The 26552-nt window shown below is 36.9% G+C and carries 29 protein-coding genes; 15 read left to right on the top strand and 14 right to left on the bottom strand.

What is annotated here, in order from left to right; genetic code table 11:
- Positions 1 to 49 precede the first annotated feature (49 nt).
- The 4 genes from H5084_RS03870 to H5084_RS03855 all read left to right on the top strand — a co-directional run bounded on the left by H5084_RS03870 (position 50) and on the right by H5084_RS03855 (position 2480).
- The gene (locus tag H5084_RS03870) at positions 50 to 631 is read left to right on the top strand and encodes a nucleoside triphosphate pyrophosphatase (RefSeq protein WP_028870001.1); all 582 of its coding nucleotides are present in this window, start codon (positions 50 to 52) and stop codon (positions 629 to 631) included.
- A gap of 139 nt (positions 632 to 770) precedes the next feature.
- Entirely contained in the window at positions 771 to 1148 is a 378-nt protein-coding gene (locus tag H5084_RS03865) for a hypothetical protein (protein WP_182689592.1), read from the top strand.
- 163 nt (positions 1149 to 1311) lie between these two features.
- Positions 1312 to 1998, top strand: coding sequence for a hypothetical protein (locus H5084_RS03860; RefSeq protein ID WP_182689591.1), 687 nt, complete (start codon positions 1312 to 1314; stop codon positions 1996 to 1998).
- Between the two features lie 218 nt (positions 1999 to 2216).
- A complete protein-coding gene (locus H5084_RS03855) occupies positions 2217 to 2480 on the top strand; it encodes a glutaredoxin domain-containing protein (protein ID WP_051369252.1) in 264 nt (87 codons plus the stop codon).
- 97 nt (positions 2481 to 2577) lie between these two features.
- Here the strand turns inward: H5084_RS03855 and H5084_RS03850 are convergent, their stop codons facing one another.
- Positions 2578 to 3564: a GGDEF domain-containing protein gene (locus tag H5084_RS03850; RefSeq protein ID WP_182689590.1), complete on the bottom strand. Its 987-nt coding sequence runs from the start codon at positions 3562 to 3564 to the stop codon at positions 2578 to 2580.
- A 320-nt stretch (positions 3565 to 3884) separates the two neighbouring features.
- A complete protein-coding gene (uvrB, locus tag H5084_RS03845; RefSeq protein ID WP_028869998.1) occupies positions 3885 to 5909 on the bottom strand; it encodes an excinuclease ABC subunit UvrB in 2025 nt (674 codons plus the stop codon).
- A gap of 878 nt (positions 5910 to 6787) precedes the next feature.
- On the opposite strand from uvrB, the gene H5084_RS03840 reads away from it, so the two are divergent.
- Positions 6788 to 7372 carry a YajG family lipoprotein gene (locus tag H5084_RS03840; protein WP_028869997.1) on the top strand — a complete coding sequence of 195 codons (585 nt, stop codon included), beginning with the start codon at positions 6788 to 6790 and terminating at the stop codon, positions 7370 to 7372.
- A gap of 236 nt (positions 7373 to 7608) precedes the next feature.
- Positions 7609 to 8163: a peptidylprolyl isomerase gene (locus H5084_RS03835; RefSeq protein ID WP_028869996.1), complete on the top strand. Its 555-nt coding sequence runs from the start codon at positions 7609 to 7611 to the stop codon at positions 8161 to 8163.
- Positions 8164 to 8317: 154 nt separating this feature from the next.
- On the opposite strand, the gene minE is transcribed toward H5084_RS03835, so the two are convergent.
- The 3 genes from minE to minC are packed head-to-tail and all read right to left on the bottom strand — an operon-like array spanning position 8318 to position 10143.
- Positions 8318 to 8584 (bottom strand): cell division topological specificity factor MinE, encoded by a 267-nt coding sequence (gene minE, locus H5084_RS03830; RefSeq protein ID WP_028869995.1) that lies wholly within the window; start codon positions 8582 to 8584, stop codon positions 8318 to 8320.
- 1 nt (position 8585) lies between these two features.
- Positions 8586 to 9398, bottom strand: coding sequence for a septum site-determining protein MinD (gene minD, locus H5084_RS03825; protein ID WP_182689589.1), 813 nt, complete (start codon positions 9396 to 9398; stop codon positions 8586 to 8588).
- A 19-nt stretch (positions 9399 to 9417) separates the two neighbouring features.
- A complete protein-coding gene (gene minC, locus H5084_RS03820; protein ID WP_028869993.1) occupies positions 9418 to 10143 on the bottom strand; it encodes a septum site-determining protein MinC in 726 nt (241 codons plus the stop codon).
- 126 nt (positions 10144 to 10269) lie between these two features.
- On the opposite strand from minC, the gene H5084_RS03815 reads away from it, so the two are divergent.
- From H5084_RS03815 to H5084_RS03795, 5 genes are all read left to right on the top strand, one after another.
- Positions 10270 to 10560: a YcgL domain-containing protein gene (locus tag H5084_RS03815; RefSeq protein ID WP_028869992.1), complete on the top strand. Its 291-nt coding sequence runs from the start codon at positions 10270 to 10272 to the stop codon at positions 10558 to 10560.
- Positions 10557 to 11582, top strand: coding sequence for a lytic transglycosylase domain-containing protein (locus H5084_RS03810; protein WP_245600449.1), 1026 nt, complete (start codon positions 10557 to 10559; stop codon positions 11580 to 11582). The genes H5084_RS03815 and H5084_RS03810 overlap by 4 nt, the downstream gene beginning before the upstream one ends.
- Positions 11583 to 11707: 125 nt before the next feature.
- Positions 11708 to 12148, top strand: coding sequence for a YcgN family cysteine cluster protein (locus tag H5084_RS03805; RefSeq protein ID WP_028869990.1), 441 nt, complete (start codon positions 11708 to 11710; stop codon positions 12146 to 12148).
- 55 nt (positions 12149 to 12203) lie between these two features.
- Positions 12204 to 12554, top strand: coding sequence for an arsenate reductase (glutaredoxin) (gene arsC / locus H5084_RS03800; protein ID WP_028869989.1), 351 nt, complete (start codon positions 12204 to 12206; stop codon positions 12552 to 12554).
- Positions 12555 to 12590: 36 nt separating this feature from the next.
- Positions 12591 to 12974, top strand: a complete 384-nt coding sequence (locus H5084_RS03795) for a DUF2069 domain-containing protein (protein ID WP_182689588.1) — start codon at positions 12591 to 12593, stop codon at positions 12972 to 12974.
- Positions 12975 to 13119: 145 nt separating this feature from the next.
- On the opposite strand, the gene H5084_RS03790 is transcribed toward H5084_RS03795, so the two are convergent.
- The 3 genes from H5084_RS03790 to H5084_RS03780 all read right to left on the bottom strand — a co-directional run bounded on the left by H5084_RS03790 (position 13120) and on the right by H5084_RS03780 (position 15499).
- The gene (locus tag H5084_RS03790) at positions 13120 to 13521 is read right to left on the bottom strand and encodes a hypothetical protein (protein ID WP_182689587.1); all 402 of its coding nucleotides are present in this window, start codon (positions 13519 to 13521) and stop codon (positions 13120 to 13122) included.
- Between the two features lie 191 nt (positions 13522 to 13712).
- Positions 13713 to 14441: a DnaA inactivator Hda gene (hda, locus tag H5084_RS03785; RefSeq protein ID WP_182689586.1), complete on the bottom strand. Its 729-nt coding sequence runs from the start codon at positions 14439 to 14441 to the stop codon at positions 13713 to 13715.
- Between the two features lie 8 nt (positions 14442 to 14449).
- Positions 14450 to 15499: a DUF2066 domain-containing protein gene (locus H5084_RS03780; RefSeq protein WP_182689585.1), complete on the bottom strand. Its 1050-nt coding sequence runs from the start codon at positions 15497 to 15499 to the stop codon at positions 14450 to 14452.
- A gap of 275 nt (positions 15500 to 15774) precedes the next feature.
- On the opposite strand from H5084_RS03780, the gene purM reads away from it, so the two are divergent.
- The gene (gene purM / locus H5084_RS03775; protein WP_166372778.1) at positions 15775 to 16815 is read left to right on the top strand and encodes a phosphoribosylformylglycinamidine cyclo-ligase; all 1041 of its coding nucleotides are present in this window, start codon (positions 15775 to 15777) and stop codon (positions 16813 to 16815) included.
- 4 nt (positions 16816 to 16819) lie between these two features.
- Entirely contained in the window at positions 16820 to 17473 is a 654-nt protein-coding gene (gene purN / locus H5084_RS03770) for a phosphoribosylglycinamide formyltransferase (RefSeq protein ID WP_182689584.1), read from the top strand.
- Positions 17474 to 18210: 737 nt separating this feature from the next.
- Here purN and H5084_RS03765 read toward each other — a convergent pair.
- The gene (locus tag H5084_RS03765) at positions 18211 to 18891 is read right to left on the bottom strand and encodes an LrgB family protein (RefSeq protein WP_182689583.1); all 681 of its coding nucleotides are present in this window, start codon (positions 18889 to 18891) and stop codon (positions 18211 to 18213) included.
- Positions 18891 to 19367: a CidA/LrgA family protein gene (locus H5084_RS03760; RefSeq protein ID WP_182689582.1), complete on the bottom strand. Its 477-nt coding sequence runs from the start codon at positions 19365 to 19367 to the stop codon at positions 18891 to 18893. Before H5084_RS03760 ends, H5084_RS03765 begins: the two co-directional genes overlap by 1 nt.
- A gap of 86 nt (positions 19368 to 19453) precedes the next feature.
- On the opposite strand from H5084_RS03760, the gene murQ reads away from it, so the two are divergent.
- On the top strand, positions 19454 to 20347 hold the full coding sequence (gene murQ, locus H5084_RS03755) for an N-acetylmuramic acid 6-phosphate etherase (protein ID WP_182689581.1): 894 nt from the start codon (positions 19454 to 19456) through the stop codon (positions 20345 to 20347).
- A 682-nt stretch (positions 20348 to 21029) separates the two neighbouring features.
- Here murQ and galU read toward each other — a convergent pair.
- The 4 genes from galU to rnm form a co-directional block, all read right to left on the bottom strand.
- Positions 21030 to 21857, bottom strand: a complete 828-nt coding sequence (gene galU / locus H5084_RS03750) for a UTP--glucose-1-phosphate uridylyltransferase GalU (protein ID WP_037072129.1) — start codon at positions 21855 to 21857, stop codon at positions 21030 to 21032.
- Positions 21858 to 21955: 98 nt separating this feature from the next.
- Positions 21956 to 22828, bottom strand: coding sequence for a 23S rRNA pseudouridine(2605) synthase RluB (gene rluB / locus H5084_RS03745; protein WP_028869974.1), 873 nt, complete (start codon positions 22826 to 22828; stop codon positions 21956 to 21958).
- Positions 22829 to 23058: 230 nt separating this feature from the next.
- The gene (locus H5084_RS03740) at positions 23059 to 23679 is read right to left on the bottom strand and encodes an L-threonylcarbamoyladenylate synthase (protein WP_028869973.1); all 621 of its coding nucleotides are present in this window, start codon (positions 23677 to 23679) and stop codon (positions 23059 to 23061) included.
- Between the two features lie 67 nt (positions 23680 to 23746).
- Positions 23747 to 24595, bottom strand: coding sequence for an RNase RNM (gene rnm / locus H5084_RS03735; RefSeq protein ID WP_182689580.1), 849 nt, complete (start codon positions 24593 to 24595; stop codon positions 23747 to 23749).
- A 336-nt stretch (positions 24596 to 24931) separates the two neighbouring features.
- On the opposite strand from rnm, the gene H5084_RS03730 reads away from it, so the two are divergent.
- On the top strand, positions 24932 to 26548 hold the full coding sequence (locus H5084_RS03730) for an anthranilate synthase component 1 (RefSeq protein WP_182689579.1): 1617 nt from the start codon (positions 24932 to 24934) through the stop codon (positions 26546 to 26548).
- Positions 26549 to 26552 lie beyond the last annotated feature (4 nt).

Raw genomic sequence — 26552 nt, 5'->3', positions numbered from 1 at the left:
TTCACAGTCCTTAAAATAAACTCATTTTTCCACTTAAGTAAGGTTTATTATGCCACAGAAGCTAGTGTTAGCATCGACTTCACCGTTTAGAAAAGAGCTATTAACAAAGCTACATCTAGACTTTTCAACAGCTAACCCACACGTAAACGAAGAGGAATTACCTGGAGAAACGGCAATCCAATTAGTAGAAAGATTGGCGATAGCAAAGGCTCAAGCAGTTGTTAGCGAATTTCCAGACGCCTTAATCATAGGTTCAGATCAAGTGTGTTTAAACGACGGTAAAATCTTAGGTAAACCCGGTAACTTTGAAAATGCATTTAAACAATTAAAAGCAGCCAGTGGTCAACACGTTACTTTTTATACTGGATTAGCGGTAGTTAATAGCAAAACGGGACAAGTACACTCTTTAGTTGAACCTTTCGACGTCTATTTTCGTGATTTATCAGATGCAATGATCACTAATTACCTTAACAAAGAGCAACCTTATAATTGTGCAGGAAGTTTCAAAAGTGAAGGTTTTGGTATTAGCTTATTTAGTCGATTTGAAGGGAAAGATCCAAATAGTTTAATTGGGCTTCCACTTATCTCTTTGATTGAGCTATTAGAAAAAGAAGGGTTTTCCGTGCTTTAAGCAAAGTGTTGATACGTATACTGCAGTCGCTAACAGCATCGTGTAGTACTGTAAAAGTACCGCAGCAAGATTCTAATAACGTTAGGCAGGATCAGGTTAATAGGCCAACTCCTGCCCCTAATAATAGATGATCTACATAATGTATAATTCACTTCCTATCACAGTCGTCGCCGACCAGACATTTTCTAGTGCGCTAACCCCTTTAATAAAGAAATTAGAAATGTGGATCAACTTTCAAGCTTTAAAGGCAAATTGGTATGAAGATGAAAGGATTATTTTGTCCATTAATTTTATGCTAGTAAAGACAATAGAAGAAAAACAGCTGACTACAGAACATTGGGTGGTCGATACTGGCATTGCTTATCAACACCAAGGTAATAACCTAAATACGCAAGCCTTGATTGCAATTGCAGACTTAGTAAAAATAAATGAAGGTATTGAACAAGCAATAAAAAATCGATTAATACAGGTTGCAAATGCCATTGCCAAACAGCATCAACTAACACCATTAGCTTAGTATTGAAACAGTGTGATAGTTACCCTGCTTAGAAATGTTATGAACTCTACATAGGATTTACATAGCAGTATAATATAGAGAAATCTTGCAAATGATAATGTCTTTGTCAAAATGCTGTTTAATTGATCAACCTAAAAAACTTCTTCATTAAAAGTATTAATTAATGCTACTAAATAAATATGCTACCTACTCATTACTTATCTTGATATGGATCCCTGCATTGATGTTAGATTCTACATTGATACAAGGTACTAACTTTGATAATAAGCTCTTTACATCAATCATAATTATGAGCTTATGGGCTTTTCTTTTTATTAAAGTCAATACATCACTAAAAAAACTAATGATCATCATGGTGCCTTTATCATGGCTTGGTGAGCTGATCTGTTGTCTATGGCTTGATATGTATAATTATAGGAATGATGGCATTCCCCTATACGTACCCTTTGGCCATGCTGTAATCTATATCACTGGTTTATTAATCAGTAACGTAAAATTAATCCAGAAAAATGAACACAAAATTAAAATGGTCTTAGTGCCCTTTTTCATTCTATTATTTTTGACCGTATCGATAGTGCTCAGCGACACCCTAAGCGCCTGTTTAGCGCTATTGTTTTTTTATCTGCTGCAGCGCAAAAACTACGCTATTTTATATCTAATAATGAGTCTATTGGTCTTATATCTAGAAATTGTCGGTACGCAGCTTGGCACCTGGTATTGGCATTCGAACTGGTGGTTATTCACAACCATTAATCCGCCTGTAGGGGCTATCGTTATTTATATTGCTGGTGATATGTTATTAAAAAAACTAACTTCCTTGCACGGTAAGAAAATGTCAAAAGCAGCCTGATAAGCAGATTGATATTGAATTCAAAGCAAAGGAATTGGCTTTGTTAACATTTATCTATAAATCAACGAAATGGACAAATGGGAGGGATATTTAGACGATTGGTCGCTACCAACACTAATTCATTGTTTATAATTCACTTCAAATTACAAATATCAATCAGCAAAATGAATCAGTAAAATTAAATTTTATAACAACCAGTTCCACTTTAAGGAAGCAAAATGACATTATCAAAAACACCAGTAAAATCTCTGTCTCTCTATCATTACGATGCTTGCCCATATTGTGCAATGACACGTAAAGCGATACAAAAATTAGGGTTGGATATAGAGCACAGAAATATCCAACAGCAAACTCAACATCGTAATGATTTAATTCAAGGTGGCGGTAAAAAACAAGTACCATGTTTACGCATCGAGCATGCCAGCGGTGAAACACAATGGTTATATGAATCTAGTGACATCATTAATTTTATATCGCAATAATGATTGTTGTCATCGCTCATTCAAGTATGCGACATAAAGTAATTGCAAAATAATTGCTTAACAATATATCCGCGTATTTATTCAGCCAGCTTCCAAGTTAAATATTTATTTTGGAAGTTGACTTAACTAAATACATGTTTTTATCTGCTTTATGGATAAGGGAATCAGGAGAACAAAAATTAGTAGGGCCCGTCTGAGCATAACCAATGCTCATGGTCAATTTATCTAAATTTTCATGTACTTCATTAGCTAGTCGTATTCCAAAGGTTTGCTCTACTTGTTGTTCAACACAATTAGGGAAAATAATGCAAAATTCATCTCCACCGTATCTAAATGCTTGATCCTCTACACGCGTCATTTTTTTTATAGCTTTTGCCACTGCAAGCAAAATTTCATTGCCTTTTTGATGCCCTTGCGCATCATTAATCTGCTTAAAATCATTAATATCAATGTATACCAAGGTCACAGGTTGTGAATGCCGCTCCGCTATTTGTAATGTGCTGGTGAGAATACCATTCAAGTCACGTACATTGAGTAAACCAGTTAAAGGATCTTTCCTTGCTTGCTCCTTCAAGTATTTAACAACCTCTTCACGTTTAGCTTCGTATACATAAACCATTGACCAAATTGCAGCAAGCGTAAACCCAACATTCCCCATAACAATCCAGTATGCTTCGGTATTACTCGCCCACACTAATTGCCCTAGCGCTGCTAAGCCGCCAGAAACACTAACAAAGGTGATCACTGTTCCTGCTTTTAGCCCTAACAGTAGATAAGAGAGAATGGGGAAAATAAACAGCCATGAGAATAGCCCGGCCTTAAAATTAGTGATCATAATTCCATATATGACTAGAAAGTAAAAAGTACATAAATAGACAAAAGACCACCTCTGTAAATATTGTGTTGTCTTACTAATAACTAATATCCAACTCCAAAAGCTCGCAATAATTGCTTCGATAATTGAAAAAAGATGAAACCCTGCGAGCCAATTAGTCACAGCAAAAAAACTTGCTGCAAAAATGGTTACAACGAGTAAAACCCGCAGTGTAGTGCGGCGATATCCATATTCTTCAGTTTCTATCATTAATTTACCATTCTTGGATTCAACTAAAAAATGTCAGTCCATTTTGATCACTTATAAGTATGACTTATTATTTTAAGTATAATGGTCATTTTTACTGTTGCAGTCTACTTTTATGCTAATGAGAGGTCATGCACTGCCTGCTTGTTCACCTTCATCTATATTAATGAGGTGTATCACATTTTATTAGTGCCAATTAGAAAAAAGAATTGAGCATTAATTATGTGGAACTAGATAATTGATACTCGTTACCATTGAAGAAACAAAATCTGCAAGACATGAGCGACTAGATTCTGCCTATAAATATAAACAGCTATCAGTGTTTACCCTACAGATAGAAGTTGCTCATGTAATTTGGACACTTGATCGCGCAACTGTGCCGCCTTTTCAAACTCTAATGCTTTGGCAAAAGCGAACATTTCTTTCTCAAGCTTGGCAATCTCTTTTAAGATATCTTGCTCAGTACGAAGTGGTTTCTTGGATTGATACAAAACCCCATTCTCAGCTACATTAAGCGGTGTAATATTACTTCTAGGTTGTGGTTTTTGCCCTAACTGCATCACATCATTGACTTCTTTTGACAGACCTTTAGGTTCAATACCATTGGCTTTATTAAAATCATCTTGCAATATTCGTCTATCTTCTGTGACTTTAATGGCTTTACGCATAGAATCAGTAATTCTATCCGCATATAAAATAGCTCGCCCCTCTAAATTACGTGCAGCCCTACCCATAGTTTGAATTAACGAGCGCTCCGAACGTAAAAATCCTTCTTTATCCGCATCTAAAATAGCCACTAAAGAAACTTCAGGAATATCCAAACCTTCGCGCAATAAGTTGATACCAATTAATACGTCGAATATACCTAAACGTAAATCGCGTATGATCTCAACTCGTTCCACCGTATCAACATCTGAATGCAAATAACGCACTTTAATGCCATGTTCATTCAGATATTCAGTTAAGTCCTCTGCCATACGTTTTGTTAAGGTAGTAACTAATACTCGCTCACTTTTTGCAACGCGAATATTAATTTCAGATAACAGGTCATCCACTTGTGTAGTTACCGGACGAACTTCGATGATTGGGTCTAATAATCCCGTGGGACGTATCACCTGCCTAATAATATCTCCCTGTGATTTGTTAATCTCATAATCACTTGGAGTCGCCGACACATAAATGGTTTGTGGTGCTAACTTCTCAAACTCTTCAAACATTAATGGACGATTATCTAACGCAGAAGGTAAACGAAAACCATAATTGACCAAATTTTCTTTACGTGACCGATCACCTTTATACATAGCACCAATTTGTGGAACCGTAACGTGGCTTTCATCAATTATCAATAACCCATCATTAGGTAGGTAATCAAACAACGTCGGCGGAGCTTCGCCTACTCCACGACTGGATAAATAACGAGAATAATTTTCAATACCCGAACAATAACCGAGTTCATTCATCATCTCTAAATCATATAAAGTACGTTGCGAAATCCGTTGCTCTTCAATGAGTTTATTTTCAGCTAAAAACGTTTTCTTTCTATCCTGTAACTCTTCTTTAATACCATCTATCGCCTTTAGGATTTGCTCTTTGGGTGTTACATAGTGTGTTTTAGGGAAGATAGTGGTACGTGAGAGTTTTTCTATTTGTTGACCCGTCAATGGGTCGAAAATGCTAATCGCTTCGACTTCGTCATCAAATAATTCCACACGAACAGCTTGTTTTTCAGAGTCCGCTGGGAAAATATCAATGACTTCACCACGGACACGAAAGGTGCCTCGGCTTAACTCTGTTTCATTGCGTGTATATTGAATATCGACTAAACGTTGTAAAATATCTCTGCTAGAAATCATTTCACCGACACTAATATGCAACATCATTTTAAGATACAATTGTGGGTCACCCAAACCGTAAATAGCAGAAACGGAAGCGACTAAGACAACATCATCACGCTCTAATAAGGCTTTTGTTGCCGATAAACGCATCTGTTCAATATGCGCATTAACAGCAGCATCTTTTTCTATGAAGGAATCTGAACTTGGGACATAAGCTTCTGGCTGGTAGTAATCATAATATGAAACAAAATATTCAACAGCGTTGTTTGGAAAGAAAGCTTTCATCTCACCGTACAATTGCGCGGCAAGCGTTTTATTAGGCGCTAAAATAAGAGTCGGTTTATTTAATTGAGCGATGGTATTTGCCAAAGTAAAGGTTTTACCTGAGCCAGTCACCCCTAATAAGGTTTGATATGCCAATCCTGACTCAATGCCATCAACTAACTTAGCAATCGCTTGTGGTTGATCTCCTGCGGGAGAAAATGGACAAACTAACTCAAATACTTTACTCATAAATCCTCGTTATTGATTTTAATTCAAAAGTTCATCTTATCATTATAACGATCACCACTAAAATGAACATTTTTTAACAACCGATAAAAACACAAATATCAGTAATAGCTGAAAATAGAGGTTACGATTAAATTATTTGACAAACATAATATTTACAAGAGTAAAATAACAATAAAAGACCTTATTTGGCATTTTAAGTCATTACTAATTTTTCAACAGTTCAATATTCATGCGCATCAAAAGCACGCTTTATAATAAATACAAGGCGCAGCACCCGCTCAATAAATAGGCAATATAAATTCTGTGATCCGTATTTTTGTCAATTAAAATAAATATATTTTTTAACAAATAATGCACAGAAAATGATTGACAAGGCATAAATCAAAAGCGAGCTTATAGACAAGTGACAAAACCATAAAAAAACCACTTGACGATTACAACTCATTGATAAATATAACTTAAATTTCATGCTCAAAAATACTTCGATCTAATCAAACCCAAGGTATAGCAAGGCCTTCAGCACGATCTTCATTAACTTCCCACAGAGTTATCCACAGAAAAAGTGGATAACCATCGCTAGCCTAGAGTTTATCAGTGTTACAGAAAGATTAAGATAATATGACAGAGATCTCATTAGCAAATAATTTAGCTAGTTCGATCATATTTTATACAAAAAAGTACATTTATAAAAAAATAAGGTGTTGCGGCAAGTCGTGCCTAAAATGATGGTATATAGCAAAAAATGTAACACTTTGTTAACTTAACTGATTCAATAAAACCAATCCTGTTCAAAATTAAACCAAATAGAATATTTATTAATACGATTCAATAATAGGTTTGATATGATGCATTATTATTTTTCTTCTAAGGACCTTTGAATGCTTAATACTTATAGCAAATTAGTTGCCATGCTTACCCTCTTACTTACATTAGCCAGCTGTGCGTCTTTACCGACCGATATTAATATTAACCCTGAGCTTGACCTTGAAAAAAATGCTTATACTTTTAACAAATCGGATACTTGGAAAATAGGTAGCCAAGACTTACGAGTTGCACGCCATTTAATTGAGATTATTGATGGGGACAATGTCGCACAACTTATCAATGAGCAACAATCATTACGTTTGCTAGTTGAAAAAAGTTTAACCCAAGCTTGGATAAACAATAAATTAAAAGTGAATAAAAGCAGTGAGCACCAAGTTAATATTAAATTAATCAAAGCTCTGGCTACGGTGACTGAATCAACATTAAGCTATGATGTAGATTCACAAATGGTAATAAAAGTAGAACTTAACTACCAAGGCAAGAACTTCGTTAAATTATTCCGCAGCAACAAACAGTGGGATGCCGCTTTTTCTACCAGTGCAGCAGGCATCACAGAGCAACTTAATGTACAGATATCACAATTATTAAATCAAATTATTCAGGACCCAGAACTAAATAGTAAATTACAACAGTTTTAATTCCAATTACGTTAATTTAATGATCAAATATTACGCAGGAAAAAGGAGCTAGTTTAAGGCAAAAGTTGCCGTAAATGATTGCTCCCTTTACAAAACTTTTAACGTAAAAATAGTTCTTTTAACCAGCAAGATTGATCAGTTAGTTAGCAGAGTTGGTATAATCAACTCGTTAGCAACATTGTAAATACAGTAATTAATTTTATTTATAGTCGATAAAATATAATAAAGGAAATGATATGAAGTACATCACCGCACTGATTTTATTAGTGAGTAGCCACTTCGCGTTAGCGGCCGAAAACCCAGTCGTCATTATTGATACTAACAAAGGTCAAATTAGCGTCGAGTTATACCCTGAGCAAGCTCCCCTTAGTGTTGCTAACTTTTTAAGTTATGTACAACAGGATGGCTTTAAAGGCACCACTTTTCATCGCGTTATAAAAGATTTTATGATCCAAGGTGGTGGATTTTTAAAAGATGGCACTCGCTTACAGACACTGCCTGCGATTAGGAATGAATCAGGTAATGGTTTAAGCAATGAACGAGGAACTATTGCAATGGCAAGAACAAATGCACCTCATTCGGCAACACGTCAATTCTTCATTAATCACAAAGATAATACTTTTTTGGATATGCGGGGTAGTCAGTGGGGTTATGCAGTATTTGGTAAAGTGAGCAAAGGCTTAGATGTTGTCGATGCGATCGCATCAGTGCAAACCGCGGCGGCAGATAAACCCGTACAAACAGTTATTATTAATAGCATCACATTAGTTAAACCAGCAACTAAAGAGTAAAGCTTTTGTTAAATTTAAGCTGATTTTACTAAGCTAAGTTAGGGTAAGTTAAAACAACGCGAATGACTAATGCTGAATGACAGGCTTCATACCGTGCTTAGCAAAAGTGATAAAATGCGACCACTATTAAGTCGCATTTTATTTACTGGATTGTTTATTTATTTTTTGGCAATGTCACATTAACTTCTAATACCGACATATCATCATCCGCTCTATCATTAAATTCACATTTAACATCATGCGATGAAATATCCATGTATTTGCGGATCACTGCAACTAATTCTTTTTGTAATTCAGGCATGTATGAAGGCACGTCAAAACTTGAATGCTCATGGGCTACAATTATCTGCAAGCGATCTTTTGCTAATTTCGCAGTTCCCTTTTTAGGTTTATCTTTTCTAAAATATTGTAATAATCCCATCTTAACCCCCAAATATACGGCTTAAAAAGCCTTTTTTCTCAATTGTTACAAAGCGTAAATCACGCGGCGTACCTAAAAGACGATCAACAGCATCTTGATAAGCTTTACCTGCATCACTTTCTTGATTTAAGATCACTGGTTCACCCAAGTTAGATGCACTTAACACATCCTTAGACTCTGGAATAACGCCTAGTAAATCTATACCTAATATGTCATCAATATCTTCGATACTTAGCATCTCTTCACGTTCAACACGCTCTGGAGAATAACGCGTAATTAGCAAATGAACTTTAACTGGCTCCATTTGTTTTTCTGAACGGTATGATTTACTGGATAACATGCCCGTAATTCGGTCAGAATCGCGCACCGATGATACTTCAGGATTAGTCGTGACTATCGCTTCATCTGCAAAGTATAAAGCCATCATTGCCCCCTGCTCGATACCAGCCGGTGAATCACAAATAATGTATTCAAAACCATCTGCTTTTAATGCTTCAATAACCAGTGCAACCCCTTCTTGGGTTAACGCATCTTTATTACGTGTTTGCGATGCAGGTAAAATGAATAAGGTATCAACACGTTTATCTTTTACTAATGCTTGCTGTAGATTAGCTTCGCCATTAATCACATTGATAAGATCATAAACTACACGTCGCTCACATCCCATGATCAAGTCTAAATTTCTTAGACCAATATCAAAATCGATAACCACCGTTTTAGCACCTGTTTTAGCTAAACCGGTGCCGATAGCGGCACTACTCGTTGTTTTGCCAACGCCACCTTTACCTGAAGTGACAACAATTACCTTTGCCATATAACTTTCCTTCCTAATTTTAAATTTTATTTAAACTTGAAAAAACCATGTTTTGATCTTCTAAAGAGATTGAGCACGAGGTTGACCACATATCTTCAGGCAAGGTATCACTTAATTTGTAAACACCTGCAATTGACACTAACTCAGGTTGTAAAACCGTACAGAAAACAACCGCATCGGTATCTCCCATCGCACCTGCTAATGCTTTACCTCTTAAGGTACCGTAGATATGAATATTGCCATCGGCAATAACTTCTGCACCGGCTCCCACATCACCACGAATAACTAAATCACACTCTTTTGCATAAATTTGCTGTCCTGACCGAACGCGGCCAGTATGTATTTTTGTTTTTACTTCGCTGACGGTATAGTCTTGCTCGGTAGGTAAGACATCAGCAACTTCTTTATTCTCCTCCATGGGCTCAGGCACAGGAGAAGTATTTACAACCTGTCTCTTAGAACCATGTAACACCGCAATTGAATGTTCACTCGCTTGTTGTTTTTGCTGTTCTGACACTTTGCCAGTTATACCTGTCAAGATAAAACCATGCTCTTCTACGATATTTCGTAGTTGTAGAAAATCGATATTTAACGATGTTTCAGCAATATTAACCACCATTGGGGTCAGAGCAAAAAATTCAGGTGCCATTAACCGTTTTCTATTTAATTCTTCGGCAAGGTCTGAAAGTGTTTCATTATCAAGATTGACGACTAACAAGGTAAAATTTAACGATTTTAACGTCATAATTGTCCTTTCTTATTAAATCTTTATTATTTGACATAAAATTCAGCGGATTTCTATAAAAAATAAACGCTTATGCATGTTATAGTTTGCATCAACATTAGGCAAGTAAAGGGCTAGATAAGTATTATGTTATGTGCTGTATATAAAAGTATCCGTAAACCACAAACCTACATTTTTGTAGCAAAACGAGATGACTTTTCACAAGTCCCGACTGCTTTGTTAGAACAATTTGGTCCACCAAAATTAGTGAGCATGTTAAATATCACTGAAACCACCAAAATGGCGATGGCCGAAGCACCTAAGGTGATCAAAGAAGTGACTAGATCAGGTTTTTATTTGCAACTTCCGCCACCTCCTGTTGACCATTTAAAAGATCATAAAAAACGCCAACAACAAAAACGGGGAACAGAGGAATGAATGCAATAAAGCAATTTTCAAATAAAATGGGGCACTTACTTAAAACGATATCTGTTTTTACGCTATGCAGTTTCTCAATAAGTAGTTTTGCCGCTGCAAAAGATGACATTTCCTTTATTAAATATGTTGAAAATATCAAAGCAGAAGCTGCCGAGTTAGGTATCGATCAAAAGATCATTGACAGTGCTTTTGAAAAAGTAGAATTTTTACAACGCAGTGTGTCATCTGACAAACAACAACCTGAATTTAAAATGACCTTGGATACTTATATTCCACGTGCTGTCCCTGATTGGAAAATAAATCAAGCACGACAAGCCTACGCTGATAACTATCATCTTTTACAAAAGATTGGTAAAGAGTATGGCGTTCAGCCTCGTTTTATTGTTGCGTTATGGGGCATTGAAACCAATTTCGGACGTTTGACTGGACGTCATTACGTTATCTCTTCATTAACGACAATGGCTTATGAAGGCCGTCGTGAAGCATTATTTAAAAAACAACTATTTGCAGCCTTAACGATTTTAGAGCAAGGCCATATTAGCCAGGATAAATTTATTGGTTCATGGGCAGGTGCAATGGGACAAGTTCAATTTATGCCTACCTCGTATTTAAATTATGCTGTTGATTACGATGGTGATGGTAAAAAAGACATATGGAATACACCTGGCGATGTTTTTGCTTCTGCAGCAAATTATTTAAAAACAGAAGGTTGGAATAACCAGCAGACATGGGGACGACAAGTTAAGTTACCAGCTGATTTCGATACTGAATTAGCAGGCATTAAACAAACAAAATCATTAGCACAATGGCAAGCTTTAGGAGTGCGCCGTTACGAGGGAACTGATTTACCAAATGTTGACTTACAGGCATCAATTGTTATACCTGATGATCAAAACGGACGTGTTTACTTAGCTTATAATAATTACAAAGTGCTAATGCATTGGAACCGTTCGTATTACTTTGCCACTGCGGTCAGTTATTTATCAGAGCGTATTCTTTCGCCACGCATAGTCGTTGAATAGCATTTAACTAATAGTCGAACAGCATTTTAATCGTGTTCTAATAATAAGTGACATAAATAATAAAATGGGTAATAAACATTACCCATCGCAAAAAATAATAGTCGATTACAAGGTAAGTAGAAAAAATGGAAAAATTTTGGGAAACAAAAACACTATCGCAAATGTCACAAAACGAATGGGAATCACTTTGTGATGGTTGTGGTAAATGTTGTCTTAATAAAATAATCGATGATGAAACAGAAGAACTACATTTTACTAATGTCGCTTGTCATTTATTACATACTAAAACCTGCCAATGTAGAAAATATGAAAAGCGTTTAAAACTGGTTCCTGACTGTGTCAAAATTTCATTGGATGATGTAGAACAATTTCACTGGTTACCAGCAAGTTGTGCCTATAAACTATTAATAGAAGAAAAACCATTGCCAGTATGGCATCCTTTATTAACAGGTAGTCAATCTGCAATGCATAAAGGCGGACACTCTATTCGAGGGAAAATTGTTTCAGAAACACAAATAGATCTCGATAATTTAGAGGACTATATCGCCATTTGGCCTGCAGAATAAATACTCAACTAAACACCTGCATTAAAAATAATTCACTATATAACAAGAGGTTACTATGACAGATATCATTTTTTATCATAATCCACGTTGCTCAAAAAGCCGAGAAACATTAGCGCTAGTCGATAACGAACAACACAGTATTGAAATAATAAAATATTTAGAAACGCCACCTTCTGTAGAGACAATTCAGACCTTAATCACGCAATTAGGTTTTGATTCCGCTCGCCAATTAATGCGCACTACAGAAACGTTATATAAAGAGTTAGATCTTGCAAATGAAGACAATGAGTCAGCATTAATAACGGCGATGCAAGCCAATCCCAAATTAATTGAGCGACCAATAGTAGTGGCTAACGGTAAAGCTGCTTTGGGTCGTCCACCTGAATCTGTTTTAGATATCTTATAGTGATATTATTAACAGCAAAAAAATAAAAGGCTTTAGATGAGCACCATACATTTTCAACGTCTTGCACAATGTGGGTATTTTGGGTTATTGATTTTGGTTCCAACTTGGCATCTTTATCTATCCCCTCCCGCACTAGATATTAATCCTTGGTTAGTAATGCTGATCTGGTTGATTCCATTGCTGTTTCCTTTAAAAGGGATCGTTCAAGGTAATCCTTATACTTATGCTTGGAGTGGATTCATTGCCCTAATTTATATCATGCATGCATGTGTCATTATAATGAGCGATGAACAAGAACGATGGCTAGCGGTAGTTGAGTTGGTATTAGCGAGTTTATTTTTGGCAGGGAATATCTATTTTGCTAAATATAAAGGACAAGAGTTAGGGTTAAGTATTCGTAAAAAGAAAACTAAAAAATAACCTATTTTTTACTCCTTTCCTTACCATATACTAGCACTTTGCTAATACATTTGGGCGGCGGTTAAAAAAGCCATTATTACAGATTAATAATGGCTTTTTCGACTCACACTTTAATTTCAACTCTTGATTTCAAGACTTAATTCAACTACTGGCTCTTTTTAGCGTTTTGAATGGTTAATTGCTGCGCTTTAAAATGCATATACTCAGCCTTTGAAATCATACCATCAGCATCAGAGTCCATTTTATCGAAGAGTAATTCATTTTTAGCAGAGACTTGTTCAGCGGAGGCAGCTTTAACCTTGTTACCTTTAACTTTGTCACCTTTAAACTTTATCAATTTTTCTGAGCTATTCTCTACTTTATTACCCGCTTTGTCCGTTTCAGTAGAAAAGTTACCTTTAAAGTTTTTTAACTTTTCAGTATTTTTGCGTACTACTTTTTCGGTCTTTTTATCTATGACTATTATTGAGCTATCAGTTTCAGTATCAGTGGCAAAAGTACCAGCTGTCATCAACACACCACAGACCAACACAATGAATTTTTTCATGTTTATGTTTCCTTGCAATATAATATGAGAAATTCATACCAGAGAAATCAATCAGTGAAAATGACTTCGAGTTATGAACTGAATTCAGACAGTTATAATCCTTTCTATACTAATTTTCATTAATTTATATCAAAATAAACTCATCTATATGAGTGAGCTTACAAAAAAGACAATCATTTTTAAGCATTCACTTATAAGCGCAACACTTCTTTAACAAAGGGAATGGTCAGCTTTCGTTTTGCTTCTAGGGAAGCATTATCCAACTGATCTAAGGTATTCAGTAACATACACATTTCACGAGAAAGTCGATTTAACAAAAAACGTCCGACATCGATAGGTAAACGCATGCCTTTTAACTGTGCTCGTAATTGCAAAGCCCCTAGCTTTTCCTCATCATTAAGTGACTGCAAATGATGACAAGCGCCCCACTCTAAGCGAGAAACTAAATCGATCAATTCAATACCAATTTGTTTCGGTAAATCACTGGCAGCAATCACTAAATTAGCCCCGGGAGTGCGGTTATCTTTATTGTCCAACCAGCGATTATAAAAATCGAATAAAGCTTTTTCCCATTCCTTATTACCTGCAATCGCATCCACATTATCAATACAAACCAAGGTGATATTTTCCATGTTTTCAAAAATATCTAAGGTCATACTGCGATGATGATGTAATGGGATATAAGCGACACTATCACCACGTTCATCGACTTCAGAACATAATGCATGCAACAAATGAGAGCGTCCACTACCGGATTCTCCCCACATATAGAGTATCGGCTCACCGATACCTACCACATTATTCTTAAGGAGCGTCAACAGCTCAGCATTTTGTCCTGGATAAAAGCTTGCAAAGGTTTCATCGTCAGGAAACTTTAACGCTAATAAAGGGTATTGAAATCTTAATTCATCTTGAGGCATTAAGTACTCTACGGTTGCCAATTATAGTGAAATGGAGAAACAGTCGAACCATTACTCTCTAACTGTGAATGTGCATTTAAGGCGTTTTTTAAACTGCTTAAGCCGCCTTTTAATGTCACTGATATTTGTACTTGCTGTTCACTAATATTAACAATTTCAAACGTATCGACTGCATTTAACTCTTCAAGCAGTGCGTTTAAACGCATTAAATGCGCTAATGAATGAATATTATTAATACTTAAAACCTGTGTTGATTTCTGGCCTTTATTTTCTAAAATAGCAAATCGTTGCGCATAATAATCTGCAATTTGATTAAGCATCGCTTGCATAACAGCGGCTTTATCACCGCTATTAGTTTGCTTAATCACGACTTGATTATTGTTATTTTTAGTAAGGTGTTGTACTAACTCCCAACTTAGTTGCCATTGTTGATTGTTCACCTTATTCAAATTAGCAACTACAAAATACTCTGCGTCATAACGCAGAGAAGCATCCGCTACTGTTTGGTAAAAGCGACCGCTAATATCAGAGGCAGAAACAGCTAATGCATCATCTAAATCGATTAATGGAAATTGTGTATCAATCCCACGTTCCAATTGAGTCTGTTGAAGCCCGCTAACCAATGCTTCATCTTGCTGGCTCTTTATCATGTCTTCAGAAGTTAAACGCTTATTTTCATCTACTAACCAAATTAATGGTTTGGGACGAGTATCTCCCCAGATAGGTTGTTGCATTGCAATCAGTGCACTATTAATTTTTCGCTTATCAAACAGAGCATAGTAAAAGCGTTTTTTATTTAACTCTTGATAGCCAAATTGGGCCAATAAATCATCTAAGTGCTTCGCAAGTAATTTACTATCATCAAGTTTATTAATGTTTACATTACCTGACACTTTTATTAATACTTGCTTAAGTGCTTGTTCGCTTAATTGTGTTTCCGTTGCACCTTGTGCTGGGACGACACCTTGGTATGGGCTTATTTCGGATAACGCCATACTATGCATTGAGAAAAGCATACTTATTATTGCGCAGAAACGTACCAAGACATTCATTTTCATCTACTTATACAACCATTTCATTTATTACTATGCAACGGATCATAAGCAGATCTTCTACTAATGCAAGTATCCGGTAGTAAATATGTAAAAAGGAAGAAATATTAAACAATATTTCCTTAATTTAGGGGCACTTCCGCCTAACTTTCATCAAAATAGACAATTCTTTTCAAAAATAATTCGACCCGTGTCATATAGATGTTAAAATGCCGACAATTTTTTACCTTAACTTTCTAAAGCGAATATCGCTTTTAACTTCTATTTTGTGGGGAATACAAGTGAGCAACCAAAAAAACTCTTTAAGCTATAAAGACGCTGGTGTCGATATTGACGCAGGCACAGCATTAGTTGAACGTATTAAAGGTGTAGCAAAACGCACTAAACGTCCTGAAGTAATGGGCGGACTAGGTGGTTTTGGCGCTTTATGTCAACTACCAACGGGTTATAAAGAGCCATTATTAGTTGCAGGTACTGATGGTGTGGGCACTAAATTGCGTTTAGCAATTGATCTTAAAAAACATGACACTGTCGGTATTGACCTTGTTGCAATGTGTGTAAATGACTTAATCGTTCAAGGTGCTGAGCCACTATTTTTCTTAGACTACTATGCAACAGGCAAGCTAGATGTTGATGTAGCAGCGGACGTGGTAACAGGTATCGGTGAAGGTTGTTTACAATCAAACTGTTCATTAATCGGTGGTGAAACTGCTGAAATGCCAGGTATGTATGAAGGCGATGACTACGATATCGCTGGCTTCTGTGTAGGTGTAGTTGAAAAGTCAGAAGTGATTGACGGAACTAAAGTTGCAGCTGGAGACGCACTTATTGCAGTAGCGTCAAGTGGTCCTCACTCAAATGGTTATTCATTAGTACGTAAAATTTTAGAAGTATCAAAAGCCGACACCAGTGCACCTTTTGGCGATTCAACGTTAGGTGATACGCTATTAACACCCACTAAAATTTACGTTAAATCAACTTTAGAGCTAATCAAAAACTGCCCTGTTCATGCTATATCGCATATTACTGGTGGCGGTTTTTGGGAAAATATCCCACGTGTATTACCTGCTGGTAGTAAAGCTGTTGTTGATGGTAAGAGCTGGGAATGGCCTGCTATCTTCAACTGGTTACAAGAAAATGGTAACGTTGAAACAGAAGAAATGTACCGCACATTCAACTGTGGTGTTGGTCTCATGATTGTTGTTCCTGACGCTGAAAAAGAAAAAGCGGTTGAGATCTTAAATGCGCAAGGTGAAAACGCTTGGGTATTAGGTCATATCGAAGATGCAGCTGAAGGTGAATCTCAAGTAGAGATTAAATAAGAGTATGAGCAGCAAAAAAATAGTGGTACTTATTTCTGGTAGCGGTAGTAATTTACAAGCGCTCATGGATAAGTTGCATAAACAGCAAATAAATAACCAGCAGGTTGAAATTGTTGCAGTAATCAGCAATAAAGCAGATGCCTATGGTTTAGAGCGAGCTCGAGAAGCGAACATTCCAGCTATCTTAGTGGCTAGTAAAGGTGTTGCATCGCGCGAGCAATACGATGCACTACTGGCCGCGGAATTGGAGCAGTTACAACCTGATCTGATTTTGTTAGCTGGATTTATGCGTATTTTAACGCCTGATTTTGTTAACCAATATCAAGGCAAGATGCTCAATATTCATCCTTCTCTGTTACCAAAATATCCTGGTGTCAATACACATCAACGTGCTATTGATGCTGGAGATGAAGCGCATGGAGCAACGGTACACTTTGTGACTCCAGAGTTAGACAGTGGTCCAACAGTATTACAGGCAAAAGTACCTGTTTTTGCTGAAGATACTGCGCAGGACTTAGCGGATCGCGTATTAACCCAAGAGCATCAAATATATGCACTTGCTGCTGCTTGGTTTGTTGGTGATCGTTTAAAAATGCAAGGTCAATTTGCTTATTTAGATGGTAAACAACTAGAGCAATTTGGTTACGCTGCTGATTAAGTAAATAGTTAATTAATAACTTTAGTAGTGGCAATCATTAATGCCTCTGCCATCTATCAAAAAACCGAAGCTTGCTTCGGTTTTTTATTATTAGAAATAATTACAAACTAATTCTTTTCTTAATTAAACATGAAGTACTTGCCAACGTTAAGCCAACACTTAATAAAACAGCTTGGGTAATTTTATTTTTAAGCCTTTCCATGTCATTCAACTCCTAATTATTGATAGATAAAGGACTTATTAGGTATTAAATATTGCTTATTTAAACCACTAATACGTGGCTAATTCTTATTGAACACCTAAAAGTAAGACAAATAAGCTACCATAATGCAGTTTATTTTCTAGAAAATAGACTTATTAACGTAACATTTTATCGATTAGGTCAATTTTTAATGGGTTTTGTAGAAAAGAAAGGCAGTAGAAATAATTAAGAGTAATACAAAATAGCTCAGATTTAGCTGCTAATCGCACCTTTTATCAAGGAGCGATATAACACCAGTATAAGATCAAATCGTAATTAGCAAAGGAATACAAGATTCATTAATACCAATCCCACTAAATAGCAGAGCAATCTTGCGGCTTAGAATGCATCACTTCTACGTTATAAATTTTACAAAGATAACAGTTTTTGAGGCAATTTCAGGCTTAAGTTGATTGATATTTTCTACCCAATATTTGAGCACATACTTAACGAAGTTGCTGAAATTGGCATAGTTGGTGTAGTTGGTGTAGTAAAATTATTCAATTAACCAATGATATAAAACCGGCATGATCAAGGCAGAAAGGATCGCACAAACAATCAATGCAATGGAAGAAAATGCACCGACTTCCTCACCTTCCTCTAAGGCTTTAGAAGTACCAATAGCATGCGATGCACAACCGATTGCAACACCAATCGCCTGTGGATGTTTAATTTTGCACAGCTTTAAGAATGGAAGGCCTATACTGGCTCCAATAATGCCCGCAAAGATCACCATCGCAGCAGTCAAAGAAACAATACCGTTAAGATGCGCACTAATTTCCATGGCAATAGGCGTGGTAACGGATTGTCCAGCTAAAGAAGCAGCAGTAACTAAATCAGCTCCCAATAGTGGCATAATGTAAAATGCACAGAAAAACGCAACAAAAACAGCTAATAAACAACTTATCAAAATAAACTTAAGGCGAGCTTTGATCAATTTAAGTTGCAAATATAATGGCACAGCAAGCGCAACAATAGCAGGCTCTAATAACGCGGTAATAATAGAAGTCCCCTGCTTATATTCAGCAAAAGGAATCTCAAATATCAATAACGTGGCAATCAGAGAAAATATGGTGACAAGCACAGGGTTTAATAACGCAGTTGGTTTTAGTTGATACAACTTTTTAAAAGCTAAGAAAAAAAACAATGTCAGCGGAGCTGCAATATAAATAAACATTATTTCCCCTCCTTGACTAACCATTGATAACAATGACCAACCATCAACAATGTAAGTAATGTTGTGAAAAACAATGAAAAAACAATGACCAACCAATGTGTTGCAATTAATTCAAAATAGTTGACCAAGCCAACGCCAATCGGAATAAATAATAAAGCCAAATATTTAAGCACCAGATTACCAGTAAACTCTATCCAACTTAATTTAACTAAGCCTAAAGACAACGCTAAAAATAATAGCAACATACCCAGGATAGAGGCCGGAAAAGTAATTTGAAAGTAAGTAGTGATCGCTTTTGCTAAACTTAGAAAAAGTAAAATGATAAAACAACCTAACAGCAAGGTTAATAGGTTAAATAATAATTCAACATTTTTATTTTTTTTACTAGGCACATTATTTTCAGAGCTATCTATTTGCTCTGTTTGAGCTGTATTTATTTTATGTTGCGTTAAAGGTCTCTTCGAGGGCTTGGTCATGATATCAATTCAACTCATTTCAGTGAGCTGTTATTATAACAACTTACGCACCTAATGTGACAATCAATTATAGTGAAATCCCTATTATGAGTTTATCTTTACAACACTTTACTACCGAAAGTCGTAATCAAGCCAGTACTAATATCGATACTTTATCGAGCTTAGAGATGCTCACCATTATTAACAAAGAGGATCAAAAAGTCGCACTTGCAGTGGCCAATATTTTACCAGCTATTGCACGAGCAGTAGATACAATTCAATCAGCTTTTGCTGCAGGAGGTCGTTTACTTTATTGCGGGGCAGGCACTTCTGGCCGCTTAGGTATTTTAGATGCTAGTGAATGCCCACCAACTTTTGGTAGCCCCGCTGAACAAGTGGTAGGTTTAATCGCAGGAGGTAAACCCGCGATTTTAAAAGCGGTTGAAAATGCAGAGGATAATATTCTGGCAGGACAACAAGATTTACAGACCATCAATTTACAAGATAGCGATATTGTTGTTGGTATTGCAGCAAGCGGGCGCACCCCCTATGTACTCGGTGCAATGCAATATGCTAAACAACAAGGTTGTAAGGTGATCAGTTTATGTTGTAACGAAGGCAGTAAAATGGCTGAAATTGCTGATATTGCTTTAGATGTCATTGTCGGACCTGAGGTAGTCACTGGTTCCTCAAGAATGAAGGCTGGTACAGCACAAAAAATGGTGCTTAATATGCTCACCACAGGAGCCATGATTAAAAGTGGTAAAGTATTTGGTAATTTAATGGTGGATGTACAAGCAACCAATGCCAAACTGATTGAGCGTCAAAAAAAGATAATAATGGAAGCGACAGACTGCAGCAGAGAGATCGCCGAAATGGCGCTAACCGAATCAGGCCATCACTGTAAAACAGCAATCGTGATGATCTTAACTGACAGTAATGTAGAACAAGCAACAGCGAGTCTTCAACAATATCAAGGCTTTATACGTCAATGTATTTAGTAGAATGTTCATCGCACTTAATAAAGTAGACGTTGAGAAAAATAAGCCGCGCCCAAGCAATAGAAGCAAAAAATGATGCTGGTTTTGGCTTAACCTTCTGCCCTCTTCGTGTCTTCGTGGTTAATTGCTTTTTGCCTTTGATTTTAAAAACATAAAGCAACCACTAAGCCGCTGCGCAGAGAGGGCACCAAGAAAAGAACAAGCAGAAAATATTGAAAGGTATTTGTTCTCGTATGTTTTAAGGCTCCCTTCTTCTCCCTTCGTGCCTTCGTGGTTAAATAGCTTTTGACTTTAAAACAAAAGCAACCACGAAGCCGCTGCCTGCACAGAGGGCACGGAGAAAAGAACAAGCAGAAAATATTAAAAGGTATTTGTTCTCGTATTTTTTAAGGTTTCCTTCCCGCTTCTTCTCCCTTCGAGCCTTCGTGGTTAAATAGCTTTTGACTTTAAAAAAAGCAACTACGAAGCCGCTGCCTGCACAGAGAACACCAAGAAAAAATTAAAAAACGAGGGGTTTAAAACTTGTAGACTAAAATTAATGATGGCATTTTGACCTAACCTTCTCCACCCTTCGTGCCTTCGTGGTTAATTGCTTTCTATTTTTATTTTTAAAAAGCAAAAAAATGCCGTTCAGGTTGATGAACGGCATTATGCATAATGACTAAATAAGTTAATTTAACGTTTATTCTTTGTATATGTTTTCATATACGAAATTTGTTGCTTCTATATAGCCGGGTACACTACCACAGTCAAAACGTTTACCTTTGAATTTATAAGCTAATACACAACCAGACTTAGCTTGTGCTAATAAAGCATCGGTGATTTGAATTTCACCGCCTTTACCAGGTTTAGTATTTTTCAATATTTCAAAGATATCTGGCGTTAAAATATAACGTCCGATAATCGCAAGGTTACTTGGTGCAGTGCCTGGCGCTGGTTTTTCAACCATGTCATCAACACGATAAATATCGTCTCTAATCACCGAACCTTTGATCACACCATATTTATGGATTTGATCTTCAGGCACTTCTTCAACCGCAACGATTGAACAACGGAACTGTTCATATAAAGCTGCCATTTGCTTTAATACACCATCACCTTCTTGGTTGATGCATAAGTCATCAGCTAGTACGACGGCAAACGGTTGATCACCGATCAGCTCTTGCCCCACTAAAATGGCATGACCTAAGCCTTTCATTTGGCGCTGGCGAATAAAAGAAAAAGTCGCGGTATCCATAATTTTACGAATATCTTTTAACTTTTCTTCTTTTGGTGTACCACTAATTTCTTTCTCTAATTCATAATTATGATCAAAATGGTCTGAGATAGAGTGTTTACCGCGGCCAACCACAATCCCCATGCCCGTCATACCCGCTTCAATTGCTTCATCAACCCCAAATTCAATTAAAGGCTTATTAACCAGTGGCATCATCTCTTTTGGCATTGACTTAGTAGCAGGTAAAAAACGTGTGCCATATCCTGCTGCTGGAAATAAACATTTTTTAATCATAATCCCTCACTTAATGAATACATTTACTTGACCTAAATCTACTTTATCATCATTTTATAGATAAAACACGCACCATAATAGTGTTATATATTAATGAATTAGCTTCTTGTACGCGTCACTCGACGGCGTTCACCGGCTTTACGGTGCTGATTATGTTTCTTCACGGCACGACGAATTCTTGCTTGTGGATTAGTGACTTTATTGGTGTCAACACGAACTTTCGTTTCTGTTTCACGTGGTAGATTTACTAATTTACGTAAGTAGTTCACTTCTTTCAGAGAAAGCTCCTGCCAACCACCCTGTGGTAATTGATTGTTTAGGATAATATTACCGTAACGAACACGCATTAAACGACTAACTTGCAAACCTTGACTTTCCCATAAACGACGCACTTCGCGTGTACGACCTTCGGTTAATACAACGTGGAACCAACGGTTAATACCTTCACCGCCATGTTCTTTAATATCTAAGAATTTTGCTTCACCGTCTTCAAGTTGAACCCCAGTACGTAAGCGGTTTAAAATCGCTTCCGTTACATCACCAAATACACGTACTGCATATTCACGTTCAATTTGTTGGCTCGGGTGCATCATTTTATTAGCAAATTCACCATCTGTGGTAAACAGTAATAAACCTGATGTATTAATATCCAAACGTCCGATAGAAATCCAACGAGCGCCTTTCAACTGTGGTAGGCGATCAAAAACAGTTTTACGGCCTTCTTCATCGCTACGCGTACACACTTCACCTTCGGGTTTGTTATACGCTAGAATACGACAAACAACACTTTCTGCCGCTTGGTATTTAACAACATGTCCGTCTACACGGATCACTTGCTCTTGTGTAACACGTTCGCCTAGCTCAACAATTTTTCCATCAAGGCTAACGCGGCCTTCTGCAATAACCGTTTCCATTTTACGACGAGAACCTAATCCTGCGCGGGCTAATACTTTTTGTAATTTTTCACTCATGTTCTTTTCCTTTGGGTAATTCACATTATGCCAATAAATAATGTTAGCTATTTACACTTCTATTAAGCTTCAATCGCTAACCATTAATATCTTCATTAAAAGCCAACAGCAACACACTGCAAGCGGGTTTTCTTTACATTCTTAATGTAAAAACATTAATACTTATTATCCATATTAACGTATTCACAACTTGCTTCTTTAATCAAACAAAAGAGCCAAAATAAACAGATTTAAATAAACGGCGTTAAATCTCCAGCGCCTTCTCTGACAATAGTAACGTCATCATCGGACAAATCAATCACAGTAGTGGGTGATTCACCTAAGTAACCGCCATTAATAATCAAATCAACCTGTTGTTCTAAATGATCGCGAATATCTTCCGGGTCAAATTCAGTACTGGTTTTACCGGGTAGAATCAGACTGGTTGTCATCAATGGAGTACTCAACTCCTCCAGTAACGCTAGTGCGATAGCATTATCTGGAATGCGAATACCAATAGTACGCTTGCTTGGATTCATTAAACGTTTAGGTAAATCCTTGGTAGATTTAAAAATAAACGTGTAAGGACCCGGTGTATTACTTTTAAGCATACGATAAGCCGCATTATCAACACGTGCATAAATGGCAATCTCAGCTAAATCTTTACACACTAAGGTAAAGTTATGCTTTTTATCTATTTTTCTAATATGACAAATACGCTCTAGGGCGCGTTTATTATCAATGCTACAACCTAACGCATAACCAGAGTCGGTAGGATAAATAACCACCCCACCTTGCTCTATTATTTCAGCAGCCTGTTTCATCAATCGTTTTTGGGGATTTTCAGGATGTACATAAAAAAACTGACTCATAAGTCTCTACTACTCTTGTATCTCAATATTGTTCATATTACGCTAAAAATGGCACAAAAAATGCCTTTTATTCAACACTCTGACAAGCCGTCCAATTATGCCAAATTGGCTGACAAATTTCAGGTAAAAATAAACTTTTTCCTAAATCACGCCAACGCCCAACAAAGTGAAAGTCACTGCCTTGAGAAGCTAATAAATCGTACTCTTTGCTCCACAATCCTAATTGCAATCGCATTTGTGGTGATTGCTGGCCGATAGCCACTTCCATTGCATCACCTCCAGCCGCTTTAAATGTAATCAATAATTTTCTTAACCATTTATTCGATAGGCTATAAGCATCAGGATGGGCAAGTATTGCTTGTCCCCCTGATGCTTGAATTATCTCAATTGCATGCGCTAAATCAACCCAATCATGGGGGACATAACCGGTATTACCGCGGCTTAAATATTTATCGAATACTTTAGGAAAAGTTGGTGCTACGCCAATCTCAACTAAATAACGAGCAAAATGTGCGCGAGTGATAGCACCATCACCGGCCAAGGCTTTTGCTCCTTCATACACATTTTCTATATTAGCTTTCGCTAAACGACGGCCCATTTCCATGGCACGCTGTTCGCGCTTTTCTTTTTGTATTTCAATTAATTTAATTAATTCAGGATGTTCAGGGTCAATATTGACACCCACAACATGTATTTCATGATTCAACCAATTAGTTGTCACTTCAATACCATTGATCAATTGCAACTTTAAATTATTATCTTTAATGTATTGGCTTGCTTCAACCAAGCCATCTACTGTATCGTGATCAGTAATGGCTAAAAAGTGAACTTGCCTATTTTCAGCACGCTGTACTAATTCACTAGGGGTGAGCTGTCCATCTGAAGCTTTCGTATGAGAGTGAAGATCAATTAACATGAATATCCTAAAAACACCTTGACATTAAAAGCAGAATGCAAAAAAATAGCTTCTAATTATTACGGGACGCATAATATATGATTTTTTCTACAATTACTCTTAAAGATTCTTGGTGGCACTCATTCTCATAAGCGAGCAATGAGGTTTTTGTATATTTAATTTTCCCAGCAAAACCAATTCTAAAGCTCGCATATTGCGGGCTTTTTTCATATTTGGAACCAACAAAAGTAAAACAGGTAAATTCAATGACAATTTTAAACACAGTCCTTAATTGGCGATGGCAAATTAAATAACAACTATTTCAATATTTGCTCACTCATTATTAAGGATTTAAACATGAATACTCAACACCCAATCGGCGTATTAAAAACCATTGAAGCACCCTGTAGTTACATTCAAGATTCATTAGGATTATTTCAACAAATCAGCGCTAATAGCGATAACCATTTATTGTTCGACTCTGCTGAAATAGAAAGTAAAGCGCATTTGAAAAGTCTGATACTGGTTGATGCCTGTTTGAAGATTACCTGCCAAGGTTTAGTCGTGACACTTGACACACTAACTGATAATGGCAAAGATTTACTGACTTTCATCACTCCTAAATTCTCAACACAATTGATCAGCGCACAAAGTCCTAGCCAATTACAACTCACTTTTCCACAATCAGATACCAGCGGTGATGAAGATCAACGTTTAAAATCAGCCTCGCCAATGGATGCCATTCGCTGCTTAATTGACCGCATCAAAAAACAGTCTTCACATTCTGAGGCGTTATTTTTAGGTGGGGTTTTTGCTTATGATTTTATTGCAACGTTTGAACAATTGTTGGAAGTTGAAGACAGCGAAAACACGACCCCTGACTATGTATTCTATGTCGCCGAAACATTAATGATCCACGATCATCAAAGCAAACAGGGTGAAATTTTAGGCAGTATTTTTGGTGGCTTATATTCAGACGAAAGTAAGTTGCGAATAAACAAACGTATTGCTCAATTACAAGGATTTTGCGATAACTTTATTGCGCCAATCAATCAACAAATAACCATTGATGCAAAAGTGAGCGTCGATGTTTCCGATGCCCAATATTGCGCAATTGTTGAACAATTAAAAACCAACATTGTTAAAGGCGATATTTTTCAGGTAGTGCCTTCTCGTAGCTTTTCACTACCTTGTCCAGATCCTATTTCAGCGTATCAAAAACTAAAAGAAACGAATCCAAGCCCGTATATGTTTTATTTAAAAGACAGCGACTTTATTCTATTCGGTGCTTCACCAGAGAGTGCAATTAAGTTCACTCAAAGCTCTCAAGATGTCGAAATCTATCCTATTGCTGGTACACGCCGACGCGGATTTAACCCCGACGGTAGTATCAATAAAGACCTAGATGGCCGCTTAGAATTAGAGCTTCGCTTAGATAAAAAAGAAACTTCTGAGCATTTAATGTTGGTCGACTTAGCGCGTAATGATGTTGCACGTATCAGTGAACCTGGGACACGCCATGTAGCGGAACTCTTACAGGTCGATCGTTACAGCCATGTGATGCATTTAGTGTCACGTGTTATTGGAAAATTACGAAAAGATTTAGATGCTTTACATGCTTACCAAGCTTGCATGAATATGGGTACCCTAGTAGGCGCACCAAAAATTAGTGCCTCTAATCTGGTGCGAAAAGTAGAGAAAAAACGTCGTGGAAGTTATGGCGGAGCAGTCGGTTATGTTAATGGTAACGGTGATATGGATAGTTGTATCGTGATCCGTTCTGCCTTTGTAAAAGATGGTATTGCACAAGCACAAGCAGGTGCCGGTGTTGTTTACGATTCAGTGCCGCAATTAGAGGCCGATGAAACACGCAGTAAAGCAGCCGCAGTATTAAATGCGATAGCGCTCGCACACGGAACAACACTCGCAGCGGTAACCTCCGCGGCAAACGATGCCAACGAGCAAGGAGAATAAGGCC

This window comes from Psychromonas sp. SR45-3, assembly GCF_014163575.1.
GTDB lineage: Bacteria > Pseudomonadota > Gammaproteobacteria > Enterobacterales > Psychromonadaceae > Psychromonas > Psychromonas arctica.
The sequence above is the reverse complement of the archived record's forward strand: the minus strand, read 5'-3'. Positions and strand labels throughout refer to the sequence as shown.